At 69.9% G+C, this 24674-nt stretch carries 21 protein-coding genes; 8 read left to right on the forward strand and 13 right to left on the reverse strand.

All coding sequences use genetic code 11. The annotated features are described in order from the left end of the window. Window positions 1-176: 176 nt before the first annotated feature. The 4 genes from ctaE (at window position 177) to qcrB (ending at window position 4644) form a co-directional block, all read left to right on the forward strand. Entirely contained in the window at window positions 177-788 is a 612-nt protein-coding gene (ctaE, locus tag CRP45_RS17925; protein ID WP_084482978.1) for an aa3-type cytochrome oxidase subunit III, read from the forward strand. A gap of 53 nt (window positions 789-841) precedes the next feature. Further along, window positions 842-1705 (forward strand): cytochrome bc1 complex diheme cytochrome c subunit, encoded by an 864-nt coding sequence (qcrC, locus tag CRP45_RS17930; RefSeq protein WP_084482977.1) that lies wholly within the window; start codon window positions 842-844, stop codon window positions 1703-1705. 132 nt (window positions 1706-1837) lie between these two features. Then, window positions 1838-3025 carry a cytochrome bc1 complex Rieske iron-sulfur subunit gene (gene qcrA, locus CRP45_RS17935; protein ID WP_179830907.1) on the forward strand — a complete coding sequence of 396 codons (1188 nt, stop codon included), beginning with the start codon at window positions 1838-1840 and terminating at the stop codon, window positions 3023-3025. Beyond that, window positions 3022-4644, forward strand: a complete 1623-nt coding sequence (gene qcrB, locus CRP45_RS17940) for a cytochrome bc1 complex cytochrome b subunit (RefSeq protein WP_067785809.1) — start codon at window positions 3022-3024, stop codon at window positions 4642-4644. Before qcrA ends, qcrB begins: the two co-directional genes overlap by 4 nt. Before the next feature lie 79 nt (window positions 4645-4723). On the opposite strand, the gene CRP45_RS17945 is transcribed toward qcrB, so the two are convergent. Further along, window positions 4724-5212: a polyadenylate-specific 3'-exoribonuclease AS gene (locus tag CRP45_RS17945; RefSeq protein WP_097246139.1), complete on the reverse strand. Its 489-nt coding sequence runs from the start codon at window positions 5210-5212 to the stop codon at window positions 4724-4726. Window positions 5213-5393: 181 nt separating this feature from the next. On the opposite strand from CRP45_RS17945, the gene CRP45_RS17950 reads away from it, so the two are divergent. After that, window positions 5394-6782 carry a class II 3-deoxy-7-phosphoheptulonate synthase gene (locus CRP45_RS17950; RefSeq protein WP_097246011.1) on the forward strand — a complete coding sequence of 463 codons (1389 nt, stop codon included), beginning with the start codon at window positions 5394-5396 and terminating at the stop codon, window positions 6780-6782. A 172-nt stretch (window positions 6783-6954) separates the two neighbouring features. On the opposite strand, the gene CRP45_RS17955 is transcribed toward CRP45_RS17950, so the two are convergent. Further along, entirely contained in the window at window positions 6955-7431 is a 477-nt protein-coding gene (locus CRP45_RS17955) for a MarR family winged helix-turn-helix transcriptional regulator (protein ID WP_084482975.1), read from the reverse strand. 182 nt (window positions 7432-7613) lie between these two features. Between CRP45_RS17955 and CRP45_RS17960 the strand changes: the two genes are divergently transcribed. Further along, window positions 7614-8447: an SDR family oxidoreductase gene (locus CRP45_RS17960; RefSeq protein WP_097246012.1), complete on the forward strand. Its 834-nt coding sequence runs from the start codon at window positions 7614-7616 to the stop codon at window positions 8445-8447. 46 nt (window positions 8448-8493) lie between these two features. Here the strand turns inward: CRP45_RS17960 and pknB are convergent, their stop codons facing one another. Beyond that, the gene (pknB, locus tag CRP45_RS17965; protein ID WP_245910195.1) at window positions 8494-10467 is read right to left on the reverse strand and encodes a Stk1 family PASTA domain-containing Ser/Thr kinase; all 1974 of its coding nucleotides are present in this window, start codon (window positions 10465-10467) and stop codon (window positions 8494-8496) included. 167 nt (window positions 10468-10634) lie between these two features. Here pknB and CRP45_RS17970 point away from each other — a divergent pair, with 167 nt between their 5' ends. Then, window positions 10635-11003, forward strand: a complete 369-nt coding sequence (locus CRP45_RS17970; RefSeq protein ID WP_067786170.1) for an Rv2175c family DNA-binding protein — start codon at window positions 10635-10637, stop codon at window positions 11001-11003. 96 nt (window positions 11004-11099) lie between these two features. On the opposite strand, the gene CRP45_RS17975 is transcribed toward CRP45_RS17970, so the two are convergent. From CRP45_RS17975 to CRP45_RS17995, 5 genes are all read right to left on the reverse strand, one after another. After that, on the reverse strand, window positions 11100-12239 hold the full coding sequence (locus tag CRP45_RS17975; protein ID WP_097246013.1) for a phytoene/squalene synthase family protein: 1140 nt from the start codon (window positions 12237-12239) through the stop codon (window positions 11100-11102). Beyond that, the gene (locus CRP45_RS17980) at window positions 12236-13996 is read right to left on the reverse strand and encodes an alpha-(1->6)-mannopyranosyltransferase A (RefSeq protein ID WP_097246014.1); all 1761 of its coding nucleotides are present in this window, start codon (window positions 13994-13996) and stop codon (window positions 12236-12238) included. Before CRP45_RS17980 ends, CRP45_RS17975 begins: the two co-directional genes overlap by 4 nt. A gap of 84 nt (window positions 13997-14080) precedes the next feature. Beyond that, window positions 14081-15664 (reverse strand): phytoene desaturase family protein, encoded by a 1584-nt coding sequence (gene crtI / locus CRP45_RS17985; protein WP_097246015.1) that lies wholly within the window; start codon window positions 15662-15664, stop codon window positions 14081-14083. 242 nt (window positions 15665-15906) lie between these two features. Continuing rightward, window positions 15907-16113: a hypothetical protein gene (locus CRP45_RS17990; protein ID WP_143861479.1), complete on the reverse strand. Its 207-nt coding sequence runs from the start codon at window positions 16111-16113 to the stop codon at window positions 15907-15909. Further along, window positions 16110-17267, reverse strand: coding sequence for a polyprenyl synthetase family protein (locus CRP45_RS17995; RefSeq protein WP_067786166.1), 1158 nt, complete (start codon window positions 17265-17267; stop codon window positions 16110-16112). The genes CRP45_RS17990 and CRP45_RS17995 overlap by 4 nt, the downstream gene beginning before the upstream one ends. 227 nt (window positions 17268-17494) lie before the next feature. Here CRP45_RS17995 and CRP45_RS18000 point away from each other — a divergent pair, with 227 nt between their 5' ends. Further along, window positions 17495-18496 carry a methylenetetrahydrofolate reductase gene (locus CRP45_RS18000; RefSeq protein ID WP_084482973.1) on the forward strand — a complete coding sequence of 334 codons (1002 nt, stop codon included), beginning with the start codon at window positions 17495-17497 and terminating at the stop codon, window positions 18494-18496. 53 nt (window positions 18497-18549) lie between these two features. Here the strand turns inward: CRP45_RS18000 and CRP45_RS18005 are convergent, their stop codons facing one another. From CRP45_RS18005 to CRP45_RS18025, 5 genes are read right to left on the reverse strand one after another with little or no spacing between them, the layout of a single operon-like run. Beyond that, complete coding sequence (locus CRP45_RS18005; RefSeq protein WP_097246016.1) at window positions 18550-19701, reverse strand: LLM class flavin-dependent oxidoreductase; 1152 nt, start codon at window positions 19699-19701, stop codon at window positions 18550-18552. Then, window positions 19698-20507 (reverse strand): DUF1684 domain-containing protein, encoded by an 810-nt coding sequence (locus tag CRP45_RS18010; RefSeq protein WP_097246017.1) that lies wholly within the window; start codon window positions 20505-20507, stop codon window positions 19698-19700. The genes CRP45_RS18005 and CRP45_RS18010 overlap by 4 nt, the downstream gene beginning before the upstream one ends. After that, window positions 20504-21877, reverse strand: a complete 1374-nt coding sequence (locus CRP45_RS18015; RefSeq protein WP_097246018.1) for an NtaA/DmoA family FMN-dependent monooxygenase — start codon at window positions 21875-21877, stop codon at window positions 20504-20506. The genes CRP45_RS18010 and CRP45_RS18015 overlap by 4 nt, the downstream gene beginning before the upstream one ends. Beyond that, window positions 21874-23016 (reverse strand): LLM class flavin-dependent oxidoreductase, encoded by a 1143-nt coding sequence (locus CRP45_RS18020; RefSeq protein WP_097246019.1) that lies wholly within the window; start codon window positions 23014-23016, stop codon window positions 21874-21876. The genes CRP45_RS18015 and CRP45_RS18020 overlap by 4 nt, the downstream gene beginning before the upstream one ends. After that, window positions 23013-24629: a dipeptide ABC transporter ATP-binding protein gene (locus tag CRP45_RS18025; protein WP_097246141.1), complete on the reverse strand. Its 1617-nt coding sequence runs from the start codon at window positions 24627-24629 to the stop codon at window positions 23013-23015. Before CRP45_RS18025 ends, CRP45_RS18020 begins: the two co-directional genes overlap by 4 nt. Window positions 24630-24674 lie beyond the last annotated feature (45 nt).

Consider the following 24674-nt stretch of genomic DNA (forward strand, 5'->3'; position numbering starts at 1 on the left):
ACTCTCGCCTGTCATCATGACCGCGTCCGCGCAGGTCGGCGCGTTCGGTGCGGCGGCTTCCCTCGGAACGGACACGGACATGCCAGTCCCGGTCCGTCCGTGCGTTTTCCGACACGGACGGCCAAGTTTCGTACCCGCCTACTGCTGTCGTACTACGACGAGTCATACTTACCCCCGTGACGACCGCAGTAGGGACCCCAGGATCGGCCATTACCCAGCGTGTGCACTCGCTGAACCGGCCCAACATGGTCAGCGTCGGTACCATCATCTGGCTGTCGAGCGAGCTGATGTTCTTCGCCGGCCTCTTCGCCATGTACTTCGTCGCGCGCGCCCAGGCCCACGGAAACTGGCCGCCGGAACCGACCGAGCTGAACCTGAAGCTCGCCGTGCCGGTCACGGCCGTGCTGGTCGCGTCGTCGTTCACCTGCCAGATGGGTGTGTTCGCCGCGGAGAAGGGCGACGTGTTCGGCCTGCGCCGCTGGTACGTCATCACCTTCCTGATGGGCGCGTTCTTCGTCGGCGGCCAGGCCTACGAGTACTACCACCTGGTCCACGAGGGCACCTCGATCTCGAGCAGCGCCTACGGCTCGGTGTTCTACATCACCACCGGCTTCCACGGTCTGCACGTCATCGGCGGTCTGATCGCCTTCGTGTTCCTGCTGATCCGCACCAAGATCAGTAAGTTCACGCCCGCGCAGGCCACCGCCGCGATCGTCGTCTCGTACTACTGGCACTTCGTCGACATCGTGTGGATCGGGCTGTTCGCCACGATCTACTTCGTCCGCTGAGCCAGCCCGAATCTTTTGCACAAGTCGGTTCCGTCTACTCCAAAGGGACACAGATGAGTTCATCTCCCCCGTCAGCGCCTGAGCCCGCCAGCCCCGGGAACGGCGAGGCCAGCAAGACCCGCAAGCAGCGTCGCCTTCGCAGGCGCATCGCGGGCGGTCTCGCGCTCCTGGTGGGTCTGGTCGGAGCCGGCTTCCTCGCGACGGCTCTCACGCCCGAGCCCCAGGTGGCGACGGCCCACCAAGACCAGTCCGCGCTGATCCGCGAGGGCAAGCAGCTCTACGACACGTCCTGCATCACATGCCACGGCGCGAACCTGCAGGGTGTGCCGGACCGCGGTCCCAGCCTGATCGGTGTCGGCGAGGCCGCCGTCTACTTCCAGGTGTCCTCCGGGCGCATGCCGCTGGCCGCCAACCAGGCGCAGGCCACGCGCAAGCCCGCGAAGTTCGACGCCCAGCAGATCGACGCCCTCGGCGCCTTCGTCGCCGCGAACGGCGGCGGCCCGTCCGTGGTGCGCGACGCCAACGGCGAGATCGCCCAGGAATCGCTGCGCGGCGACGACATCGCCCGCGGTTCCGAGCTGTTCCGCATGAACTGCGCGTCCTGCCACAACTTCACCGGCAAGGGCGGCGCGCTGTCCTCCGGCAAGTACGCGCCGCCGCTGGAGCCCGCCAGCGAGCAGCAGATCTACGCGGCCATGCTGACCGGCCCGGAGAACATGCCGAAGTTCTCCGACCGCCAGCTCACGCCCGAAGAGAAGCGCGACATCATCGCGTACATCAAGAACGCCGCCGAAGAGAAGACCCCGGGTGGCTACGGCCTCGGCGGCTTCGGCCCCGCGACCGAGGGCCTGGCGATCTGGGTGGTCGGCATCGTGCTCACCGTCGGTGCGGCAATGTGGATCGGATCCCGCTCATGACCGGTCAGCCTTGCACGGCCACGGAGAGCGTCCGGGCATGGGCGAAAGGACTGCCCATGACCGGTCAGCGCCCGAAGGCGGTAGCTTGCGTGGCCACGGAGGGCGTCCGGGCATGGGCGAAAGGACAGAGCCATGAGTGAACAGGAGCGAGACGACGTGAGTCGCCCGGATGAGGGGACCGAGCTGTCGAAAGGGCCGGTGAACACCCCCGCCGACCCGACCGAAGACGAACTGGACGCGATGTCGCGCGACGAGCTGGTCAAGCTCGGCACCGAGCGCGACGGCGTCGACGTCGCCTACCGGCGCGAGCGCTTCCCGATCCCGGGCACCCGGGCCGAGAAGCGCGCCGAGCGCGAGGTCACCTTCTGGTTCGCCATCTCCGGTCTCGCGGCGGCCGCGCTGGTCGGTGTCTTCCTGTTCTGGCCCTGGGAGTTCAAGGGCACGAACGAGGAAGGCCACAACGCCTACTCGCTGTTCACGCCGCTGGTCGGCCTGACCTTCGGCATCTCGGTGCTGGTCATCGGCATCGCCGTGGTGTTGATCCGCAAGAAGTTCATCCCGGCCGAGATCTCCATCCAGGACCGTCACGACGGTCCGTCGCCGGAGGTCGAGCGGCGCACCCTGGTGGCCGAGCTGTCGGACGCGCTCGACACCTCCACGCTCGGTCGTCGCAAGATGATCACCCGCACCGCGGGCGCCGGCGTCGGCATCCTCGGCATCGGCACGCTGCTGGTCTTCGTCGGCGGCATGATCAAGAACCCGTGGGCCAAGGGCGACAAGTCGCCGCTGTGGGTCTCGGGCTGGACGCCGGACTTCCCCGGCGAGACCATCTACCTGCGCCGCGACACCGGCCGTCCGGAGGACATCGTGCTCGTCCGTCCGGAGGACCTGGACGCGGGCAGCATGGAGACGGTCTTCCCGTGGAAGGAGAAGTGGCGCGGCGACTCGCACGAGATGCTGCAGTCGCTGCGCGGCATCCGCAACGCGGTCATGCTGATCCGTCTGCGCACCGAGGACGCCGAGAGTGCCATCAAGCGCAAGGGCCAGGAGAGCTTCAACTTCGGCGACTACTTCGCCTACTCGAAGATCTGCACCCACCTCGGCTGCCCGACCTCGCTGTACGAGCAGCAGACCAACCGGATCCTCTGCCCCTGCCACCAGTCGCAGTTCTCGGCGACCGAATGGGGTAAGCCGATCTTCGGTCCCGCCGCTCGCGCACTGCCGCAGCTGCCGATCACCGTCAACTCCGAGGGCTTCCTCGTCGCCAACGGCGACTTCATCGAACCGCTCGGACCGGCCTACTGGGAGCGTCGTTCATGAGTCCCTCTGTGGCAGCACAAGCCAACGAAATGGACGAGCGGTATCGCGCCGCCGCGTTCGTGAAGCGGTCGATCAACAAGGTCTTCCCGACCCACTGGTCGTTCCTGCTCGGTGAGATCGCGCTCTACAGCTTCATCATCCTGCTGCTGTCGGGTATCTATCTGACCCTGTACTTCGACCCGTCGATGGCGCACGTCACCTACGACGGCGCCTACCAGCCGCTGCGCGGCGTCGGCATGTCGCGGGCGTACGAGACCGCGCTGAACATCTCCTTCGAGGTGCGCGGCGGTCTGTTCGTGCGCCAGGTGCATCACTGGGCGGCGCTGCTGTTCGCGGCCTCGATCATCGTGCACCTGTTCCGCATCTTCTTCACCGGCGCGTTCCGCAAGCCACGCGAGGCGAACTGGGTGATCGGCTCGCTGCTGCTGATCCTGGCGATGTTCGAGGGCTTCTTCGGCTACTCGCTGCCCGACGACCTGCTGTCGGGCACCGGACTGCGCGCCGCGTTCTCCGGCATCACCATCTCCATTCCGGTCATCGGCACCTGGATGCACTGGCTGATGTTCGGCGGCGACTTCCCCGGCGACATCATCATCCCGCGCCTCTACATCGCGCACGTGCTGCTCTTCCCCGGCATCATCCTGGCGCTGATCGCGGCGCACGTCGCGCTGGTGTGGTACCAGAAGCACACCCAGTTCCCCGGCCCCGGCCGTACCGAGAACAACGTGGTGGGCGCGCGCATCGTCCCGGTGTTCGCCGCGGACCAGGGCGCGTTCTTCGCCTTCACCCTCGGCATCGTCGGCATCATGGGCGGCGTCCTGCAGATCAACCCGATCTGGAACCTCGGCCCGTACAACCCGGCCCAGGTCTCGGCGGGTTCGCAGCCGGACTTCTACATGATGTGGACCGACGGCATGGCACGTCTGATGCCGCCGTGGGAGCTCTACATCGGCAACTACACGGTTCCTGCCGTGTTCTGGGTCGCGCTGATCATGGGTCTGGTGTTCACGCTGCTGATCGCCTACCCGTGGATCGAGAAGCGCCTCACCGGCGACGACGCGCACCACAACCTGCTGCAGCGTCCGCGCGACGTGCCGGTCCGTACCGCGATCGGCGCCATGGCGATCGCCTTCTACGTGGTGCTGACGCTGTCCTGCGTCAACGACATCATCGCGCTGAAGTTCGACATCTCGCTGAACGCGACCACCTGGATCGGTCGTATCGGTCTGCTCGTGGCCCCGCCGTTGGCGTACTTCCTCACCTACCGGTTCTGCATCGGCCTGCAGCGCAGCGACCGGGCGGTGCTGGAGCACGGCATCGAGACCGGTGTGATCAAGCGTCTGCCGCACGGTGAGTACATCGAGGTGCACCAGCCGCTCGGCCCGGTCGACGACCACGGCCACCCGATCCCGCTGGAGTACCAGGGCGCCCCGGTGCCCAAAAAGATGAACAAGCTGGGTTCGGCGGGCAAGCCGGGCACCGGTAGCTTCCTGCGCCCCGACCCCCGCGAGGAGTCGGAGCGGAACTTCGAACTCGAGCACGCCGAGGAACACCGGCAGCTCGCGGTGCTGCAGAAGGCACAGGAGAAGGCCAAGGGCGGCGGCAAGCACAGCCACTGACCCCGGTCGGCGCGAAGGCCCCGAGTCGAGTACGACTCGGGGCCTTCGTCATTTCGTCGAAAGGCGCGCTGCGCCGTGGTCAGCGTCTGCGCGCAGCTTCGATGGCCTCGAACTTGGCGTAGTTGTGGCGGGCGTCGGCGAGCGCGTCGTGCGCGTCCGGCGGGACGGGCGGCAGCGCGGGGCGGCCGTGCGCCTCCCAGTGCTGGCGCAGTTCGTTGGTGTAGCGGGGGAGGGCGGTGGGCAGGTCCACCATCGAACCCCAGAGCTGGCACAGCGCCACGTGGTCGTAGGCGCCGACCCAAGCCCACAGCTCGGGCTGGACGGAAGGACGCGGAATCAGGAACTTGTAGAGGTCGTCGCGGATCTGTTCCCGGCTGCGCCAGCGCGGCGAGGCGGGCGGCGGCAGCTGCGGCAGCACGTACTTGCGCACCCACGGCCCCGCGCGCTCGGCGTCGAATTCGGTGGACACCGCGTAGTATTCGCGGCCGTCCTCGCAGACGACACCGATGGACACCAGGTCGATGACGACCCCGTCCTCGATGAACTCGCAATCATAGAAGTACCTCAGCGAGATCGACCTCTCCTCGATCGGGCGGCGGTGGCATGTGCCGGTCGATGTCACCCTATGCGGCGATGTGGGCGGCGTCTGCGAGGGGCTACTCCGGGTGGGGATCGCTCACACCTCCGGTGAGCGATATCCACCCCCACCTCCGCTGTCTGCACGACCGCGCGGTCCGTATTCTGAACTCGTGAACTGGACCGTCGACGTACCCATCGATCGCCTGCCGGAACTGCCACCGCTGCCCGCCGAGCTGCGCCGCAGACTCGACGAGGCGCTGGGTCGACCCGCGCTACAGCAGCCGTCGTGGGACCCCGAACAGGCGGCGATGATGCGCACGGTGCTGGAGAGCGTGCCGCCGATCTGCGTGCCCGCCGAGGTGGAGGAGCTGCGCGGTCAGCTCGCCGAGGTCGCGCGGGGCGAGGCGTTCCTGATGCAGGGCGGCGACTGCGCGGAGACGTTCGCCGACAACACCGAACCGCACATCCGCGGCAACATCCGCACGCTGTTGCAGATGGCCGTGGTGCTGACCTACGGCGCAAGCCTTCCCGTGGTGAAGGTGGCGCGCATCGCGGGCCAGTACGCGAAGCCGCGCTCCTCCGACACCGACGCGCTCGGCCTGAAGTCCTACCGGGGCGACATGGTCAACTCGCTGGTCGCCGACGAGAAGATGCGCGAGCACGACCCGTCCCGGCTGGTGCGCGCCTACGCCAACGCCAGCGCGGCGATGAACCTGGTCCGCGCGCTGACCAGCGCGGGCATGGCCGACCTGCACAAGGTGCACGACTGGAACCGCGACTTCGTCGCGCAGTCGCCCGCGGGCGCGCGGTACGAGGCGCTGGCCGAGGAGATCGACCGCGGCCTCGCGTTCATGACCGCCTGCCGGGTGAACGACCCCAGCTTGCAGTCGGCCCGCATCTACGCCAGCCACGAGGCGCTCGTTCTCGATTACGAGCGCGCGATGCTGCGTCTGAGCGAGCACCCGGTCTCGGGTGAGCCGGTGCTGTACGACCTGTCGGCGCACTTCCTGTGGATCGGCGAGCGCACCCGTCAGCTCGACGGCGCGCACATCGCGCTCGCGGAACTGCTCGCCAACCCGATCGGCCTGAAGATCGGCCCGAGCACCACGCCGGACCAGGCCGTGGAGTACGTCGAGCGGCTGGACCCGAACAACGAGCCTGGCCGCCTGACCATCGTCTCCCGCATGGGCAACACCAAGGTGCGCGACGTGCTGCCGCCCATCATCGAGAAGGTGCAGGCGACCGGCCACCAGGTGATCTGGCAGTGCGACCCGATGCACGGCAACACCCACGAGGCCTCCACCGGTTTCAAGACCCGCCACTTCGACCGCATCGTCGACGAGGTGCAGGGCTTCTTCGAGGTGCACCGCGCGCTCGGCACCCACCCCGGTGGCCTGCACATCGAGCTGACCGGTGAGGACGTCACCGAATGCCTCGGCGGCGCGCAGGACATCTCCGATCTGGACCTGTCCGGCCGCTACGAGACGGCGTGCGACCCGCGCCTGAACACCCAGCAGTCGCTGGAGTTGGCGTTCCTGGTCGCCGAAATGCTGCGCTGAGCTCCAACCCCTGCGCTCAGCTCGAAGTCGCTGTGCCCGAGCGCGAGACACCGCACAGGTAGGGCGAGTTCGATACATATAGATCCGCACCGTCATGCAGGCGGTGCGGATCTCTTTGTTGCGCTGCTCGTTTCGACACATTCAGACCGATTCGCCTGAAGCGCGGGAACTTTCAGCCCCGCGTCGCGTCGAACCGCCCGCGCAACTGCTCCGAATCGTTCAACTCGCCGAGGATCTCGTGGAGCAGTTCGCGCCGCTCCGTGGGCAGGTCGGCGAACATCTCCTGGTCCACCTCGCGCAGGGCGGTCTGGATGCCCGCGAGCGTTTCGGCGCCCTTGTCGGTGAGGATGACCAGGTAGCGCCTGCGGTCGCCGGGATCGCGTTGCCGTTCGGCGTAGCCGTGCCGCTCCAGGTCGTCGAGGGTGGACACCATGGTGGCCGCGTCGATGCGCAGATAGCTGCCGAGTTCGGCCTGCGCCATGCCGCCGCGGTCGGCGAGCGCTTGGAGCACGCTGTAGTGCCGCACCCGCAGGCCGAGACCGAGCAGACGTTCCTCGGCCAGCCGGAAGGCGACCTGTCCCATCTTCTGTAGCAGGCACACCGTGTGCGCCGCGATGGTCCCAGGAACCAGCGCCGAATCTTCGGACATCGTTCACCTCCCGTCACATCATGCCCAGCGTGCGGGGCGCTTGACAAACCGTTGCGTATATAAAATGGTAGTAGTGCAAACGATTTGTTGATCCAATTATATGCTGCGCTCAACACCCCGGCGTCGGGCGCACCGACCGGCCCTGCGAAGGGGCGGCCGGCGCCGAAACCGAAAGGCACCTCATGACTGCACAGACACTGTCCGGCCGCACCCTGGTGATGTCCGGCGGCAGCCGGGGCATCGGCCTGGCCATCGCCCTTGCGGCCGCTCGGCGCGGCGCGAATATCGTGCTGCTGGCCAAAACCGATGTCCCGCATCCGAAGTTGGACGGCACCGTGCACACCGCGGCGGCGGAGATCGAGGCCGCGGGCGGATCGGCGCTGGCCGTGGTCGGCGACGTGCGCGACGAAGACTCGGTGCAGACCGCCGTCGACCAGGCCATCGACCGCTTCGGCGGCATCGACATCGTGGTCAACAACGCCAGCGCCATCGACCTGCAAGGCACCGAGACGTTGCCGGCGAAGAAGTTCGACTTGATGCAGCAGATCCAGCTGCGCGGCACGTTCCTGCTCACCCGAGCCGCGCTGCCGCACCTGCGCAAGTCGGCGAACCCGCACGTGCTGTCGCTCTCGCCGCCGCTGAACCTGGACCCGAAGTGGCTCGGCGCCCACCCGCCCTACATGCTGGCCAAGTACGGCATGACCCTGCTGACGCTCGGCGTGGCCGCCGAACACCGCGGCTCGGGCATCGCCGCGAACTGCCTGTGGCCGGAGACCCTCATCGCCACCGCCGCGGTGCGCAACCTGCTCGGCGGCGAGCAGGTGGCCGCTACCGCGCGCACCCCGGAGATCGTCGCCGACGCCGCGGTGCTGATCCTGGAGAGCCCGGCCGCGACCACCACCGGCAACACCTACCTGGACGTGGAAGTCCTTGCCGCGCACGGCATCACGGATCTGTCCGGCTACGGCCCGAGCGGCGAGCTCGGCTACGACATCTTCGTCGACCCGCCCGCCTGACCCGATACACACCGGGCCACCCTCCAGCGGCGGCCCGGCGGATGTCTCAGGGCAGCGCGGTCAGCGTGACCGTGCTGCCCGGCTGGACCTTGGCCGACGCGCCGGGGCTCTGGCCGATGACCACGGAGTTGTCCGACGGGGTCAGCTGCTGGACCTGGACACGCAGGCCGAGGGCCTCCAGCTTCTGGCGGGCCTCGCCGACGCTGTCGCCGACCAGCAGGGGCAATTTGACCGCGTTGGAGACGATCAGCGCGACGCCCTCGCCCGAGTTCACCGTGCTGCCCGCGGCCGGGTCGGTGCCGATGACCTCGTCGGCCGCGATGGCCTTGTCGTACTCGGTGCGGGTTTCGCGGACCTGGATGCCCGCCGCGCTGAGCGCCGCGACGGCTTCCTCGGTGGTCTTGCCGCGCACGTCCGGCACCTTCACCGGCTGCGCGCCGTTGCTGCGGAAGACCTTGACCTGCCCGCCCATCGGCAGCACCGTACCCGGCGCGGGCTCGACCTTCGCCAGGGAGCCCTTGGGCGCCTGACTGCCGACCTCGCCCGCGTCGACGGGCTGGAGTCCGGCGTCCTTGATCAGCTGGTTCACCTTGCGCACGTCGTCGCCGGGCTTGATGTCGGGCACCCGTGGCTTGCCGCTGGAGACCAGCACCGACACCGTGGAGCCCTTGGTGATCTTGGATCCGGCCGACGGATCGCTGCCGACCACGCCGCCCACGGGGATGGTGTCCGAGGCTTTCTGCCTGATCTCGGTCTCGAAGCCCGCCTCCTGGAGCTTCGCGGTGGCCTGCTCGCTGCTCAGCCCCGCGATCGGCGGCACCGGCTCGTAGCGGCCAGCGCCGAACCACCAGCCGCCGATACCGACGACCAGCGTGAGGATCGCGACGATCGCCACCCACAGCAGCGTGGTCCGCCGCGACTTCAGCCGATCGGCGTCGTACGGCTGATACGGCGGCTGACGCAGGCCGGTGGTCTGCGGGTCGTAGTCCGAAGGCGGCCCGTACTCCCCTGAGGGTCCGTAGTCGGAAACCCGCGGTCGCGCCGCGGTGACCACCTTGGTGTGCTGCGGTGCGTGCGGGTCCGGCGCGGGTGCGGGACGCGACGGCGCGGGTCGGCCGCCGTGATCGGGCGTCGCGCGGAAGCTCGCGCTCAGGTGCTCGGCCGACTCGCGCGGCGCGGGCACCCGGTACGGCGGCAGGCTCAGTTCCGCGGCGATCGAGCGCAGCTGCGCGGCCATCTCGTTGGCGTCGGCGAAGCGGTGCGCGGGCTCCCGGTTGGTCGCGCGGGCGACCAGCTCGTCGAACTCCGGCGGGACGCCCGAGATGAACTGGCTCGGGCTCGGCACGTCGTTCTCGATCCGCTGATACGCCACCGACAGCGAGGTGTCGCCGGTGAACGGGACGCGGCCGGTGAGCATCTCGAAGATCAATATGCCGAACGAGTACACGTCGCTGCGCGAGTCGGCGGTGCCGCTGGTGACCTGCTCGGGGGAGAGGTAGGCGGCGGTGCCGAGGATGACGCTCGCCGAGGTGGTCGTCGCGGCGGCCACCGCGCGCACCAGACCGAAGTCGGCGATCTTCACCTCGCCGGAATCGGAGATGAGCACGTTCTCCGGCTTGACGTCGCGGTGCACCAAGCCCGCGGAGTGCGCGACGCCGATGGCGGCGAGCACCGGTTCGGCGACGGCGCGCACGGCGTGCGGCGGCATCGGTCCGCGTTCGCGCAGCAGCTCGCGCAGGGTGCCGCCCTCGACCAGTTCCATGATCAGGAACGGGTGGTCGCCGTCCACGCCCTGGTCGTACACGGCCACCAGCGAGGGATGCTTGAGCTTGGCGACGGCGCGGGCCTCGAACTCGAACCGGGAGAGGAACTGCGGGTCAGCGGCGAACTTGGGGTCCATCACCTTGATCGCGACGGGTCGATCCAGGCGAGTGTCCTCGCCGCGGAAGACCATCGACATCCCGCCCCGAGCGATCGGCGCGTCAATCCGGTAGCGCCCTTCCAGCATCTGCCCGATCAAGTGATGTCCTCCGACTTTCACAAAAGTGCTCACCCCTCGCTCGTCACGCGAACAGCGACAGACCGCCCCGTGCGGCCCCCACGATCGTAACCGTGCCGAGCGGCCGAACCGGACTGTCGCCCGGGTGTCACACGACGCGCGCCGCCATACCGTCTACCGTTGTGCGGGTGAGTGCATTTCCCTGCAGCGAGGATGTCCTTCCGGAGTCCGTGGCCGTGCTGCCGCTGCCCGAGGTGGCCGACCGCCTCGGGATCGTGGTGACGCGGGTGCACCAGATGCTGCGTGACCATCAGCTCCTCGCCTTGCGACGCAATGGAGTGGCGAGCGTTCCGGAGGTCTTCTTCGACGACACCGGCGCGGTCGTCAAGCCCCTACCCGGGCTGATCACCGTCATGAAGGACGCCAAGTACACCGACGAGGAGATCCTCGAGTGGATCTTCACCGACGACGCGAGCCTCCCGGGCAAGCCCATCGACGCACTGCACGGCCCGCTCGCCCGCGAGGTGCTCCGCCGCGCCGCCGCCGACCCCTTCTGAACCTCGCAGAGCGCTCGCACGCTTCGCAGGGGGTGGAGACGCTGCGAAGCGTGTGGAAGGGGTGCGAGGGCCCCACGACCGGTGGGTGATCGCCGGTCAACGCCGGGTGAGTAGGCCCGCTACCAGTTCGGTGCTCGCGACAAGCAGGCGTCGGCGGGTCGGTACCACGGCGCGAGCCTGGAACACCGCGTACCCGGAATCCTCGATGCGGTCCAGGATCCCGGCGTACAGCGCGCTCGCCGCGCGGATGGCGGGGCGGACCCGCGGGTTCAGCAGCTCGATGCCCGGATCAGCGGTGCGGTAGACGTCGCGGTTGATCGCGATCAGATGGGCCAGCGCGCGGCGGACCCGCGGATCGGTGCGGCCGGTACGGCGGCACTGGCCCAGCAGGTCGTCGTCCACGCCGAAGGCGGCCAGGTGGTCGGCGGGCAGGTAGACGCGTCCGCGGTCCAGGTCCTCGCCGATATCGCGCAGGAAGTTGGTGAGCTGGAACGCCTCGCCGAGCGCTGCGGCCGCGGGTTCGGCCTCGGCCACCGGCGCGACGGTGCCGAGCACCGGAAGCAGCTGCAAGCCGATGGCGGTCGCCGAACCGCGCATGTACTCGCGCAGCTCGGCCATCGTGGCGTAGCGGTCACGGAAGTGTGGCGTGCCGGGGACGTCCATGCGCATGGAGTCCAGGAAGGTCCAGAAGTGCGCGGGATCGATGGCGTAGCGGTCGACGGTGTCGGCGAGCGCGGCGAGTACCTGGGCGCGCTGCGGCGGGACCGGTTCGGTGAACGTGCTCTTCTCGAGGGCGACGCGCAGCTGTTTCTCGATCAGGTCGAGTTCGTCGGCGGGACCGTGGTCGGGAGTGTGCCGCTGTGCGTCGGCTTGGCTCCGCTGCGGTGTCCGCTCCCAACTCGACGATCCCGCGGAGTTCGGCAGGTGTCCGGGATTCGCGTCCACGTGGTCGACGATGTCGTCCACCATCCGCGCGAACGCGTAGAGCGCGTGCACTGCGGGTCTTCGCGGAGCCGACAGCAGCCTGGTCGCGAGGAAGTATGTGCGACCGTGCTCAGCGGCGATCGCCCGGCACGCGCGGTAGGCGTCGGCCAGGCGCGCGTCCGACTCCGCGTCGGAGACTCCGGCCGGATCGCCGAGGGGCCTTGCGGCTCGGGTCGCGCGCGGCCCATCGAGCGGACCGCGGCCGACACCGGCTAGGTCCCAGTCCTCCCCACCAGATCCAACGGCTCTCATGGTCGCGAAGCGGTGGCCGCGACTTCGCTCCGCGCGGTCTCCGCCTGCGGCGTGGAACGCAGCCGCAGCGGGTCCACCGTGCGCAGCGAGAGCGCGGCGACGACCGCGGCGAAGGTCGCCGCGGCCACGTGCCAGAAGTTGTAGAGACCGATCGATCCGTCCGGCTGGAACACCAGCATCAGCCAGGTGCACAGGCCGACGAGCACCATGAGCGTCGTGGTGGACAGCGCGAACGCGGCGGCCAGCGCCAGCGGCCACGAGTAGTACCAGGGCAGCGCGGCGGGGGAGAGGATGACGATGCCGACGAACGCGATGAGGATGCCGAACACCGCCTCGCGCTCGCTGTGCCGGAACCGCCACCAGGTCCACACCAGCACCGCGACCAGCGCGAGCGCGCACAGCGCGCGGGTCACGGTGAGCACCGATTCCATGCGCAGCGGGGTGATCCAGGTGGTGGTGTGCGCCATGATCGTCGGCAGCGACAGCCAGTTGATGATCTTCTTCGAGCCCGACAGCGCGGTCAGCCAGCCGATGCCGACGCCCGCGATGGCCGAGGCCGCGACGAAGACCGCCGCGAACACGCTGAGTCCCAGCCCAGCGATCTTGGCGAACGTCATGGCCGGGTGCGGCATGTCCGGTCCCGCCTTCGCGGCGTCCGGGGCGCCGTTGGCCGACGTGGAGTTCGGATCGGCCGGTGCGTTCGGGTCGGCGGCCGCGCGTTCGGCGGCGCGACGCTCCCGCTCGTGCAACATCCAGATCCAGACGAGGAACGGCAGCGCGATGCCTGCGGTGGCCTTGATCGCCACGCCGATCGCGACGACGACGATGCCCGCCACGTGGTGGCGCTCCAGCACCAGCGCGATGCCCGCGCACATCAGGCCGACCATCAGCATCTCGTTGTGCACGCCGCCGATGAGGTGGATGAGCACAAGCGGGTTGAGCACCGCGAGCCACAGCGCCACCGTCGGCTTGCCGCCGAGATGTTTGGTCAGGTACGGGACCGCCCACATCATCAGCGCGAGGCCGGGCAGCATCACGAAGCGCAGCGCGATGGTGCCCGCGACCACGTTGTCACCGGTGATCGCGGTGATCGCGCGTCCGAGCAGCAGGAACACCGGGCCGTACGGCGCGGTGGTGGTGGTCCAGACGGGGCTCACATTGTCCAGCAGCACACCGGGATTCGCGACGGGACCCACCTGGTAGGGATCGAAACCGTCGCGCAGCAGCGCGCCCTGGGCGAGGTAGGAGTAGGCGTCGCGGCTGAACATCGGCACCGCGAAGAGCAGCGGGAAGATCCAGATGCCGACGATCGCGCGCAGTTCGTTCAGCGTGACCGCCGCGCCCGCCCGGTTGCCGAGCCCGAGCGTGGTGCGGCCCAACCGAACCCACGCGGTGATCATCAGCAGCACGCCGATCCAGATGAGCATGCTCGACAGCGCGTAACCGTGCCCGAACCGCAGCCAGGACAGGTTCATCGCCTCGAGCAGCGGATCGCGCTGGCGCACGCTGCCCGCGCCGAGCCCGCCGAAGGTGATCAGCACGGCGCCGAAGAAGCCGAGCAGCGCGGCGTGGCCCTCGGGGCTGCGCGCGAAATCGGCGTAGGTCTGCATCCGGTCCCGGAAGCTGTTCCGGTCGGCGCCGTCGCCGAGGGATCGCGGTGTGCTTGATCCGGTGGTGCTCGAGGTGCCGCGACTCGACGCGCGGTGCGCGATGTCGGTCGGCGTTGCGGCTGCGGCGCTCGTCTCGGGGGGATGCATGTCGTGTCGGTCCCCCCGGCAAGGTCGGCGGTCGCAACCGCGAGTGAATAGGTCGGCGATCAGTTTAATGGTTCGCGCGGAACACTATCCCGCTGGTACGCGCGGTTCATCCCGGGTATCGGCCGCGGCGCCGGTGATCCGGTTTGCCGCCAGTTTCCCGGAGAGCAGCGCGGTCGGCACTCCGACGCCCGGCGTGGTGCCGCAACCGGCGATAACCACGTTGTCGCTGAAACTCGGGAAATTCCGCGGCCGGAACGGACCGGTCTGCCGGAACAGGTGCGCGACGGAGAACGGCGTGCCCGCGATCATGCCCTGCGCCAGCCACGTCTTCGGGGTGTCCAGGTGATCGACCGTGAAGTGTTCTGCGATTCCGCGGTAGCCGCGCGTCTCCAGCACCTCGAGCAGTTCGCGCAGGTACGGCCTTGCCAGCCGGTCCCAGTCGAGCGGTGCGCTCGCCAGGTTGGGGCAGGGTGCGAGCAGCGAGAACGGTTCGTGCCTGCCGTCGGGACGGTCGATGTAGAGCCCGGGATCGGTCAGCGCGGGGCGGGTCAGCAGCAGCGACGGGTCGCGCATCAGTCGTCCGCGCGCGGTGAGCCTGCCGCCGCGGCGCGGCGCGACGGCGATCTCGTCGAAGGTGGTGTCCCACGCCGCGCCGAAATCGATGGTGTGGTGCGCCTGCACCGGCCAGTTAGCGGCGACGTCGGCCGGAATCGTGCCGTGCGCGACCACCGCCGACGGCGCGGCCCGTAGTCCGCGCCTGCGGCGCACGCCGAAGCGTTCGATCGAGCCGAGGTCGGCCGTGAGGACCACCGCGTCGCAGTCGATCGTGCGTCCGTCGGCGGTGCGCACCCGGCGGGCGCGTCGTTCTTCGTACTCGATCCCGTCGACCTCGGTGTTCAGGTGCAGCGTCCCGCCCGCGGCGGTGAACGCCTCGGCCATGGTGGCGGCGATGGCGCGCATGCCGCCCTCGGGGAAGTAGACGCCGAGCGAGGTGTCCATGTGCGGGATCGCGCCGTAGACGGCGAGCGCGTCGGCGGGCGCCATGCCCGCGTAGAGCGCCTGGAAGGTGAACAGCCGGGCCAGTCGCCGGTCGGTGAGTATCCGGCCGACGCGCGGTCCTAGCCTGCCGAACCCGCCGAGCCGCACCAGCTCGAGCAGCGCGGCGCGTTTGCGCGGGGAGCGCACCATGTCCAGCGGCGAGTCGAAGTTGGTGTCCATGAACTCGGTGAACTCGGCGCGGTAGATGCGCGCCAGCCAGTCCCGGAGCTGTCGATAGCGGCGCGCCTCGTCCTGGCCGCAGGTGCGGGCGACCTCCTCGGCCATGGCCTCCGGGTCCGCGAACACCCGGATGGTGGAGTCGTCGGCGAAGCGCGCGTGATAACTCGGCGCGAGTCGGTGGATGCGCAGCGGTGTCGAGCCGGACTCGGGTGTCCGGCCGACCGCGGCGAGCGCGTCGGTGATCAGTTCCGGCAGCGTGAGCACCGTCGCGCCGTTGTCGATCTCGTAGTCCGGCCCTCGGTACCTGCCGACCCGGCCGCCGGGATGATCGGCCCTTTCCAACAGCGTGACCGAACGCCCCGCCCCGGTGAGATACAGCGCGGCGGCGAGCCCGGACAGGCCCGCGCCCACGACGACCACCCGATCGGTCGGTCCCGCAACGGTTTTCATCTGACTTCTCCTCGACCGCCGGGCACGGCGGTACTGCGACACGACACTTTGCACGACACTTTGCCTCGGCCCGCGCCGCGTCCGCTCCGGCGGAACGCGGCGGTTCGCACGTCGCGGCGGACCGGTGTGACGTGCGTTTCGCGCGCCGCGGCGACTCTCGTGCCTGCCGGTCGGTAGGCGGATCGCCACGCGGTGCGCTACGCCGGTCGCCTCGCGACATCCGGCGCCGAAGGTGTGGGGACTCAGTCCTCGGCCGACTCGGTGTCCCGCGGCGCCGAGCACGCCCGGGGGACACGGACACCGCGCCGGGTCGGCAGGGCGGCGCCGAGAATCAGTCTCCGTTCGGTCAGCGCTGCGGTGGACTTCCCGCGGCGCTTTCCGGTGCTGCGCGGGGCCGGTCCTGCGCCGACGGCGATGACGCGATCGGCTGGTCCCACAACGGCTTTCATGCGGTCCTCCTGGTTGCGGCCAGAGCCATGCCGCGTAGTTGCTCTTTGGCGGCGGGGGTGGCCGAGCTGGAATCGATGGCGGCGAGGCCGCGGTCGGTGAGGTCGGCGATGCGCTGTTCCACATCGTCGACGGCGCCGAGCTCGGTGAGCACGGCGCGCAGGCGCGTAACGTCCTCGGCGCCGAGATCGGTGCCGATGCTGGTGCGCAGCAGGTGCGCGGCGGACGGATCGGTGGCGTCGGCGCGGCGCAGCGCCTCGGCGAGCAGTACGGTGCGCTTGCCCTCGCGCAGGTCGTCGCCGGAGGGTTTGCCGGTGACCTCCGGATCGCCGAACACGCCGAGCAGGTCGTCGCGCAGCTGGAAGGCGATCCCGATGTCGGTGCCGAAGGTGCGGTAGGCGGCGATCAGGGCCGGGTCGGCGTCGGCGATCGCGGCGCCGAGGTGCAGCGGACGCTCCACGGTGTAGGCGGCGGTCTTGTAGCGGTTGATGCGCAACGCGGCCTCCACCGATTCGTCGCCGACCGCTTCGCCGTTGATGTCGAGCAGCTGCCCGCCGAGCACCTCGGTGCGCATCATCGCCCAGACCGCCGCGAACCGCGCGAGCGCCGCGGAATCGAGCCCTGCGGCGTGCACCAAGTCGTCGGCCCAGGCCAGAGCGAGATCGCCGATCAGGATCGCGACGCTGGCACCGAAGTGCGCGGAGTCGCCCGGCAAGCCGCGCTCGCGGTGGCGCTGCTCGAAATCAACGTGCACCGTGGGGAAACGGCGGCGGGTGCGGGAGGAGTCGATGATGTCGTCGTGGATCAGCGCGCACGCCTGCACCAGTTCGAGCGCCGAGCAGGCGGCGAGCACCGCGTCCGCGTCCGCGCCGTCCGGGTCGCCACCCGCGCCGAGCCAGCCGGTCCAGGCGAACGCGGGCCTGGTGCGCTTGCCGCCGCGAAGCACGAACATCTCCAGCGCGTCGGCGGCGTCGACGAAGACCGGTCCGAGCGGCTCGACGATCGGCCGCCGGGTGGCGAAGAACTCGCTGAGCCGGTCCTGCACGGCGGCGACGAAATCGGACGTGCCGGTGCTCGGCGTCCGTGGCGCGTCGGCCGCGGGCGTTGCCGGGGTTCTTGTCGGAGTACCGGGTCCGGCGGACAGAGGAACCTCCAGGGTCACGGGTGTGGTCGCGCCGGTCGAGCGCGACTGTTCGTTGTGTGGGCGAGCGCGCGTCACCGCCGCCCGGGTCGGCGCGATCGCGGCGCACGTCCGGTCCGGCCGCAGCGATAGTGGTGCCGTATCAGAGAATACGCGGCCATCCGACCGTGGCGTCGACCAACCTCCGCCCCGGGAAATCCCGTGCCGACACGGCCGTACGGCCGTCCCACTACACTGAACCGGTGACTTTCGATTCCGTGCGGGGACGTTCGACCCCAGGACGCCCGTCCCCGACGCCACCGATCGTCTCGGGAACACCTTCGGTCGTGCAGAGCTTGCAGGTGCATTCCGGCCGGATGGTGCCGTTCTCCGTCGAGTTCAACCCGCCGCGCGACGCAGCGGGCGAGGCGCGGCTCTGGCGCGCGGTCCGCGAGTTCGAGCGCATGCATCCGGCGTTCGTATCGATGACCTACGGTGCGGGCGGTTCCACCAAGGATCGCACCGTGCGGGTGACCGGTGAACTCGCGCAGGAGACCACCTTGCTGCCGGTGGCGCACCTGACCGCCGTCGGGCACAGCGTGGCCGAGCTGCGCTCGCTGGTCGGCGCGTACGCCGATTCCGGCATCCGCAACATCCTGGTGCTGCGCGGCGACCCGCCCGGCGACCCGCTCGGCGAGTGGCACAAGCACCCCGACGGCGTGGAGTACGCCGAGGAGCTCGTCCGCATCGTGCGCGATCTCGGCGATTTCCACGTCGGCGTCGCCTCGTTCCCGCAGGGCCACCACCGCTCGCCGGACCTGGAGACCGACACCGCCTTCCTCGCCGCGAAACTGCGTGCGGGCGCGGAGTATTCGATCACCCAGATGTTCTTCGAGGTCGACCACTACCTGCGGCTGCGGGATCGGGTCGTCGCGATGGATCCGGTCGAGGGCGCCAAGCCGATCATCCCGGAGCTGATGCCGATCACCTCGCTGCGCACCGTGACGAGGGCCGAGGAGCTGTGCGGTCGCGAGCTGCCCGCCTCGGTGCTGGAGCGGCTGCGCAAGGCAGCGGGCGACGGTCCGGAGGAGGACCGCGCCGCGGTGCGCGAGGTCGGCATCGAGATCGCCACCGAGATGGCGCAGCGGCTGATCGACGAGGGCGCGCCGTGCCTGCACTTCATCACGCTGAACTTCGCCAAGGCGACGAGTGAGGTGCTGACCAACCTCGGGTACGGCGTCACCGCCGCGCCCATGAGTGCCTGAACTCACGAAGCAGGAATGCCCCGCCGGTCGCCGACCAGCGGGGCATTCGCATGTCAAGCAGCCCGCGCCGCCCGCGCTCCCCACGCCTCGGCCAGCAGCCGATGGGACTCCAGCCGGTCCGCGTGATCGTGCGTGACGCTGGTGACCAGCAGTTCGTCCGCGCCGGTCACCCGTTGTAGCGCGGCGAGCCGTTGCACCACCGTGTCCGGCGACCCGACGAACTGGGTGGCCAGCCGATCGTCGACCAGCCGCAGCTGGTCGGGGGTGAGCGGACCCGCCGCCTCCGGCGCGAGGAATTCGGTCGCCCCCGTCCCGGCGCGGATGCCGTACACCCAGTGCCCGTAGCCCGCGGCCAGTCGCTTGGCTTTCGCGTCGTCGGCGGCGACCACTACGTCGGCCGAGACCACCACGTACGGTTCGGCCAGGTACTCGGACGGACGGAACGCCGCGCGGTAGGCGTCGACGGCGTCCAGCGCGGTTCCCGGCGCCACGTGGTAGGCCGCGGCGAACGGCAGCCCGAGGCGACCGGCGAGTTCGGCGCTCTCGCCGCCGGAGCTGCCGAACAACCACAGCTGCACCCGCGCGTTCTCGCCGGGCACCGCGTGCAGCGGGATACCGTCCGCGCTGGTGTAGGTGCCCGCGAGCAGGGCGCGGACCTCATCGATCTGGTCGGCGAACTCCGGCGCCTGCGCGCCGGGCTGCTGCAACGCCCGCAGCCCTGCCAGGTAGCGGGAGCGGTCGACGATGCGACCGGGATCGAACGGCGGCGGGACCACCACGCCGTCCCGGATCTCGGTGCGTCCGGTCGCGGTGTCGACGCGCGGGTGTCCGCCCTTGGGATGTGCCGGCTCCGAACCGAATTGGGCCCGCCGATGCCCCGAACGCCCGAGCCCGAGGTCCAGCCGTCCGGGGTAGAGGGCGTCGATGGTGCCGAACGCCTCCACGATCGACGCCGAGGTGTGATGGCCGACCTGCACCGCCGCCGAACCCACCCGAATCCGCGAGGTGTTGGCCGCGACCAGCCCGATCAGGGTGATCGAGCTGGAACTGGCCACCGCGACGAAGTGATGTTCGGCCAGCCAATACCGGTGGTAGCCCCACTGTTCGGCGCGCTTGGCCAGTTCGACGGTGTTGCGCAGCGCCTGCTGCGCGGTGGAACCGGCGCTGATCGGGGCAAGGTCGAGGATGGAAAGGGGGACCGTCACGCCGGCCCCCTTCCGAGCCGCGGATCCTGCTCGCCCGCCTCGATGGCCACCCGCAGCCGGTTCTGCGCGGGCGCCACCGGGCAGGTCGCGAAATCGGTGAAGGCGCAGGGCAGATTGGCCGCCCGGTTGAAGTCGAGCAGCACCGCGCCGTCGACGTCGGGCGCGGCGATACTCAGCGACCTGGCCGCGGGGTACGTGGTGACGCCGCTGGTGGCGTCGGTGAACAGGATGCGCAGTCCGGCACCGGCCTGGAACGCGACGACGCGCTCGGTGACCGCGCCGAGGGTGAATTCGATGGTGCCCGTTGCGGTGTGGTGATGTTCGAGCCCGTCGACAACGGCCGCCGTGACGACGTCCCTCGGCTCGGCGAACGCCTCGAAGCGGCCGGGCACGATCCAGCTCGGGTCCGGCTGGTACGCGGGAATCCCGGCGAACGCGGCCAGCGACGGGGCGGCGGGGTCGTGGACACGCACCGCGTGGCGCCCGGTGCGCCGGATGACCTCGAGCACGCGCTGTTCGTGGCGCACCTCGAGTCCCGGCGCGCCTTCGACGGGGGTGAGGATCTGTACGCCCGCGATGCCGGTGCCGTCGAAGACGAGGCGGTCGGCCGGTCGCGCGGTGATGAACACCTTGTCGTCGGTGACCCACCAGGTGCCGGGCAGGTCGGGCAGTCGCTCGGGCCGGTCGGTGAGCCAGTGCAGTGCGGTCAGGCTCAGGAAGCCGAGCCGGTCGCGCAGGTGGTCCTCCCTCGCGCCGTGCCAGGCGGCCCACTCGGAGTCGAAACTTGTTGCGGTGGTCGCGGTCATGACGCTCTTGCTCCTTCGTGGACGGATGTGCGGTGCTGCGGATGGCGCAGGCCGAGGTGGTCGCGCAGGGTGTCGCCGGTGTACTCGGTGCGGAAGCTGCCGCGCTCCTGGAGTTCCGGGACGACGCGGTCGACGAACTCGTCGAGCCCGCCGGGGGTGAGGTGGGGGACGAGAATGAAACCGTCGGCGGCGTCGGTCTGCACGTATTCGTCGATGCGCGCGGCGACCTCGGCCGGTGTGCCGACGAACTGCTGGCGCGCGGTGACCTCGATGATCAGCTCGCGGATGCTGAGGTTCTCGGCCTCGGCCTTGGCGCGCCACGCCTCGGCGACCGCGCGCGGATCCTTCGCGTGGCGCACCCGTCCCCTGGTGATGTTCACGTCGCCGGAGGGGTCGACGTCGGGCAGCGGTCCGTCCGGGTCGTAGCCGGAAAGGTCGCGGCCCCAGACCTGTTCGAGGAACGCGATGGCCGTCTGCGGACCCACCTGCTGGTAGCGGATGTGCCTGGCCCGGTCCTCGGCCTCGGCTGCGGTGTCGCCGAGCACGAAGGTGGCGGCGGGCAGGATCTTCAGTTCGTCGTGCCCGCGGCCGTATTTGGCCAGGCGGCCCTTCATGTCGGCGTAGAACGCGCGTCCGGCCTCGAGGGTGCCGTGGCCGGTGAAGATGGCATCGGCGGTGGCGGCGCCGAATTCGCGGCCGTCGTCGGAATCGCCCGCCTGCAACAGCACCGGATGTCCCTGCGGGCTCGGCGGCAGCACGAAGCGCGCGGCGATGTCGAATTGTGCGCCGCGGTGGCGGGTTTCGGGAATGTTCCTGGCGAAGACGCCCGCGTCGCGATCGACCACCAGCGCGTCGGCGGGCCAGCTGTCCCACAGTGCGCGCGCCACCTCGACCGTCTCGGCCGCGCGGCGGTATCGATCCGCGTGCTCCAGATAGCCACCGCGGCGGAAGTTCTCGCCGGTGAACGCGTCGGAGGAGGTGACGACGTTCCACGCCGCGCGTCCGCCGGACAGGTGATCCAGCGACGCGAACTGCTTGGCCAGCTCGAACGGTTCGTTGTAGGTGGAGTTGATGGTGCCGGCCAGCCCGAGCTTCTCGGTGACACCGGCCAGCGCGTTGAGCACCGTGAAGGTGTCCGGCCTGCCGACCACGTCCAGATCGTGGATGTGCCCGAGGTGTTCGCGCAGCCGCAGTCCTTCGGCGAGGAAGAAGAAGTCGAACAGGCCGCGCTCGGCGGTGCGGGCCAGGTGGACGAAGGACTCGAAGTCGATCTGGCTCTTGGACGCCGGATCGCTCCAGACGGTGGTGTTGTTCACCCCGGGGAAGTGCGCGGCCAGATGAACGGTCTTGCGCGGCTTGGCGGAACTCATGACGGTGTCCCTTCCTGAATCGTGGCGTAGCGGCTCGGCGGGCGTGGCAGCTCGAGCCGCTCGCGCAGGGTGATGGCCGGTCGGGGCGGAGCTGTCGCCAGGTGGCGCAGGGTGGCCCGGACCGCGAGCGGGCGCAGCACCACGCCGTCGGCTGCGTCCGAATCAGCCACGGTTGCAAGGAGTTCGGTCAGCGAGTCGCCCGTGCCGATGTGACGGAGTACCGAGCCGGTGGTCCTGGTGGCGACATGCGGCGCGGTGGCCGACGCCGACCAGCGGTCCAGCTCGGCCAGTTCCGCGTACGCGCTTTCGGCGGTGTCGGCGAGGTGGATATCGATGTCGATGAGCACGCGAACGGCGTCCGGATCGCGTTCGGCGCCCAGCAGTGCACTGCGCAATGCGGCGCGCCTGGCGTGCGCGGCGTCGAGATCCGGTGGGGCGATGCGGATCAGGTCGGCACGGCGGACCGCGACCTGGATGCTGGGCCCGTCGTCGGCGCGGACCGCGACGATCGGTTGGCCCTGCGGCGAGCGCGGCGTGATCGACGGACCCTTCACCGAGAAGTTGTCGCCCGCGTAGTCGATGTAGTGCAGCTTGTCCCTGTCGATGAATCGCCCGGTCGGCAGGTCGCGGATCTCCGCGTCGTCCTCCCAGGAATCCCACAGCCGGGTGACCGCTTCGACGGCTTCGTCCGCCTCGTGCCACAGCGCCGCCGGGTCTTGGGCGCCCTTGCGGCCGAACGCCTTCGCCTGCTCGGCGCCCTCGGACACGGTGACCTCCCAGCCCGCGCGGCCGAGTGTCGCGAAATCGAGGCTCGCGATCGCCTTGGACAGGTGGAACGGTTCGGTGTGGGTGACCGGCGCCTGCGGCAGCAGGCCGATGCGGCGCGTGGCCGCGGCGGCACGCGCCGCGATCGCGACCGCATCGAGTCTGCCCTGCACGGTCGCGGCGCCACCCGGCTGCAATCCGAAGGAGTCGGGCAGGAAAACCGCGTCGGCACCGGCCTTTTCGACGGCGGTGATCGCGTCGACCCAGTACCCGGCGGTGAACAGGTCCTCGGCGCGCGAATCCCGGCGTCGCCACGACGCGGGATGCGCGCCGGTCCCGGCGAGTTCCACCGCGAGGAAGAAGTCCGTCATCATGCCGTCCTTTCCGTTGCGAAATCCACGCTCCCCGTGCGGAAGGTGGGGATCGCGGCGAGCAGTTCTCTGGTGTAGTCGTGGCGCGGATTCGCGAAGATCCGTGCGGTGCGGCCGTATTCGACGATGCGGCCGCGGCGCAGCACCGCAACGTGATCGCTGATCCGCCGCACCACCGCCAGGTCGTGTGAGATGAACAGGTAGCTCAGGTCGAGCTCGGACTGCAGGCGGTCGAGCAGGTCGAGGATCTGCGCCTGCACCGAGGCGTCCAGCGCGGAGACCGGTTCGTCGAGCACCAGCAGGTCGGGGTGCAGCGCGAGCGCGCGGGCGATGGCCACCCGCTGGCGCTGGCCGCCGGACAGTTCGGCGGGGCGGCGCTCGACGAAGCGCTGCGGCAGCGCGACCTGTTCGAGCAGTTCCCGCACCCGGTCGCGGCGGGCGGCGCGGTCGCCGACGCCGTACGCGCGCAGCGGTTCCTCGACGATCGCGCCGACGCGCCAGCGCGGATCCAGTGAGGAGTACGGGTTCTGGTACACCACCTGGAACCGGCGCCGCAGCGCCCGCAGCCTGCCGCGGCGGGCCGCGAGCAGGTCCTCGCCGTCGAACACGACGCTGCCGTGGTCGGCGTCGGTGAGCCGCAACGCGATCCGCGCCGTTGTCGACTTGCCCGAGCCGGATTCGCCGACCAGAGCGAGCGTTTCGCCTCGGCAGAGTTCGAATCCGACGCCGTCGACCGCCGTTACGGCGTCGCCGGAGCGGGCGTGGAACCGTTTGCGTACTTCGCGCAACACCAGCAGCGGTTCCCCGTCGCGCGGCCGTTCCGGGCGCGGCGGGCCGGGTGCGAGGCTAGGCGAGGAGCTCAGCAGGCGTTTGGTGTACGGGTGGCGCGGCGCGGCGAGAAGCCGCGCCGTGGGGCCGGTTTCGACGACCTCGCCGCCGCTGAGCACGACCAGGCGGTCGGCGCGTTCGGCGGCCATCGCCAGGTCGTGGGTGATGAGCAGCACCGCCGTGCCGCGCGCGGCGGTCCGCTCGGCGAGCCGGTCGAGCACCCGCCGCGCCACGGTGGCGTCCAGCGCACTGGTCGGCTCGTCGGCGATGATCAGGTCAGGACCGCAGGCCAGGGCGATGGCGATCAGTACCCGCTGGCGCTGCCCTCCGGACAACTCGTGCGGATACTGGTCGGCCCGCAGCTCCGGGCGGTCAAGGCCGACCTCGGCGAGCAGCTCCAGCACTCGCTTTTGCGCCCCGCGGCGAGCGACGCGCCGATGCACGAGCAGCGCCTCGGCCACCTGATCGCCCACCCGGCGCACCGGATTGAGCGAGAGGCCAGGGTCCTGCGGTACAAACCCGATGCGCGCTCCGCGCAGCCTGCGCAGCGCCCGTTCCGAGCCGGTGTCGACCCGTTCGCCGTCGAAAATGATGGTCCCCGAATCGATCTGCGCGGTCGCGCCGAGCAACCCGATGATGGCGTGTGCCAGTGTCGACTTGCCGGAACCGGACTCGCCGACCAATGCCACCACCTCGCCGCGAGCGACGTGCAGCGAGGCATCGGCCAGCGCCGTGACCGGTCCGCTCGAGGATCGGTAGGCGACCTGGAGCCGATCCACTCGCAACAGAGCGGCTTTCGTTCGCTCCTCGCTCGGATCCGGACGCGCGGTGTG

It is taken from the genome of Nocardia amikacinitolerans, from assembly GCF_900215415.1.
In the GTDB taxonomy this organism is placed as follows: Bacteria; Actinomycetota; Actinomycetes; order Mycobacteriales; family Mycobacteriaceae; genus Nocardia; species Nocardia amikacinitolerans.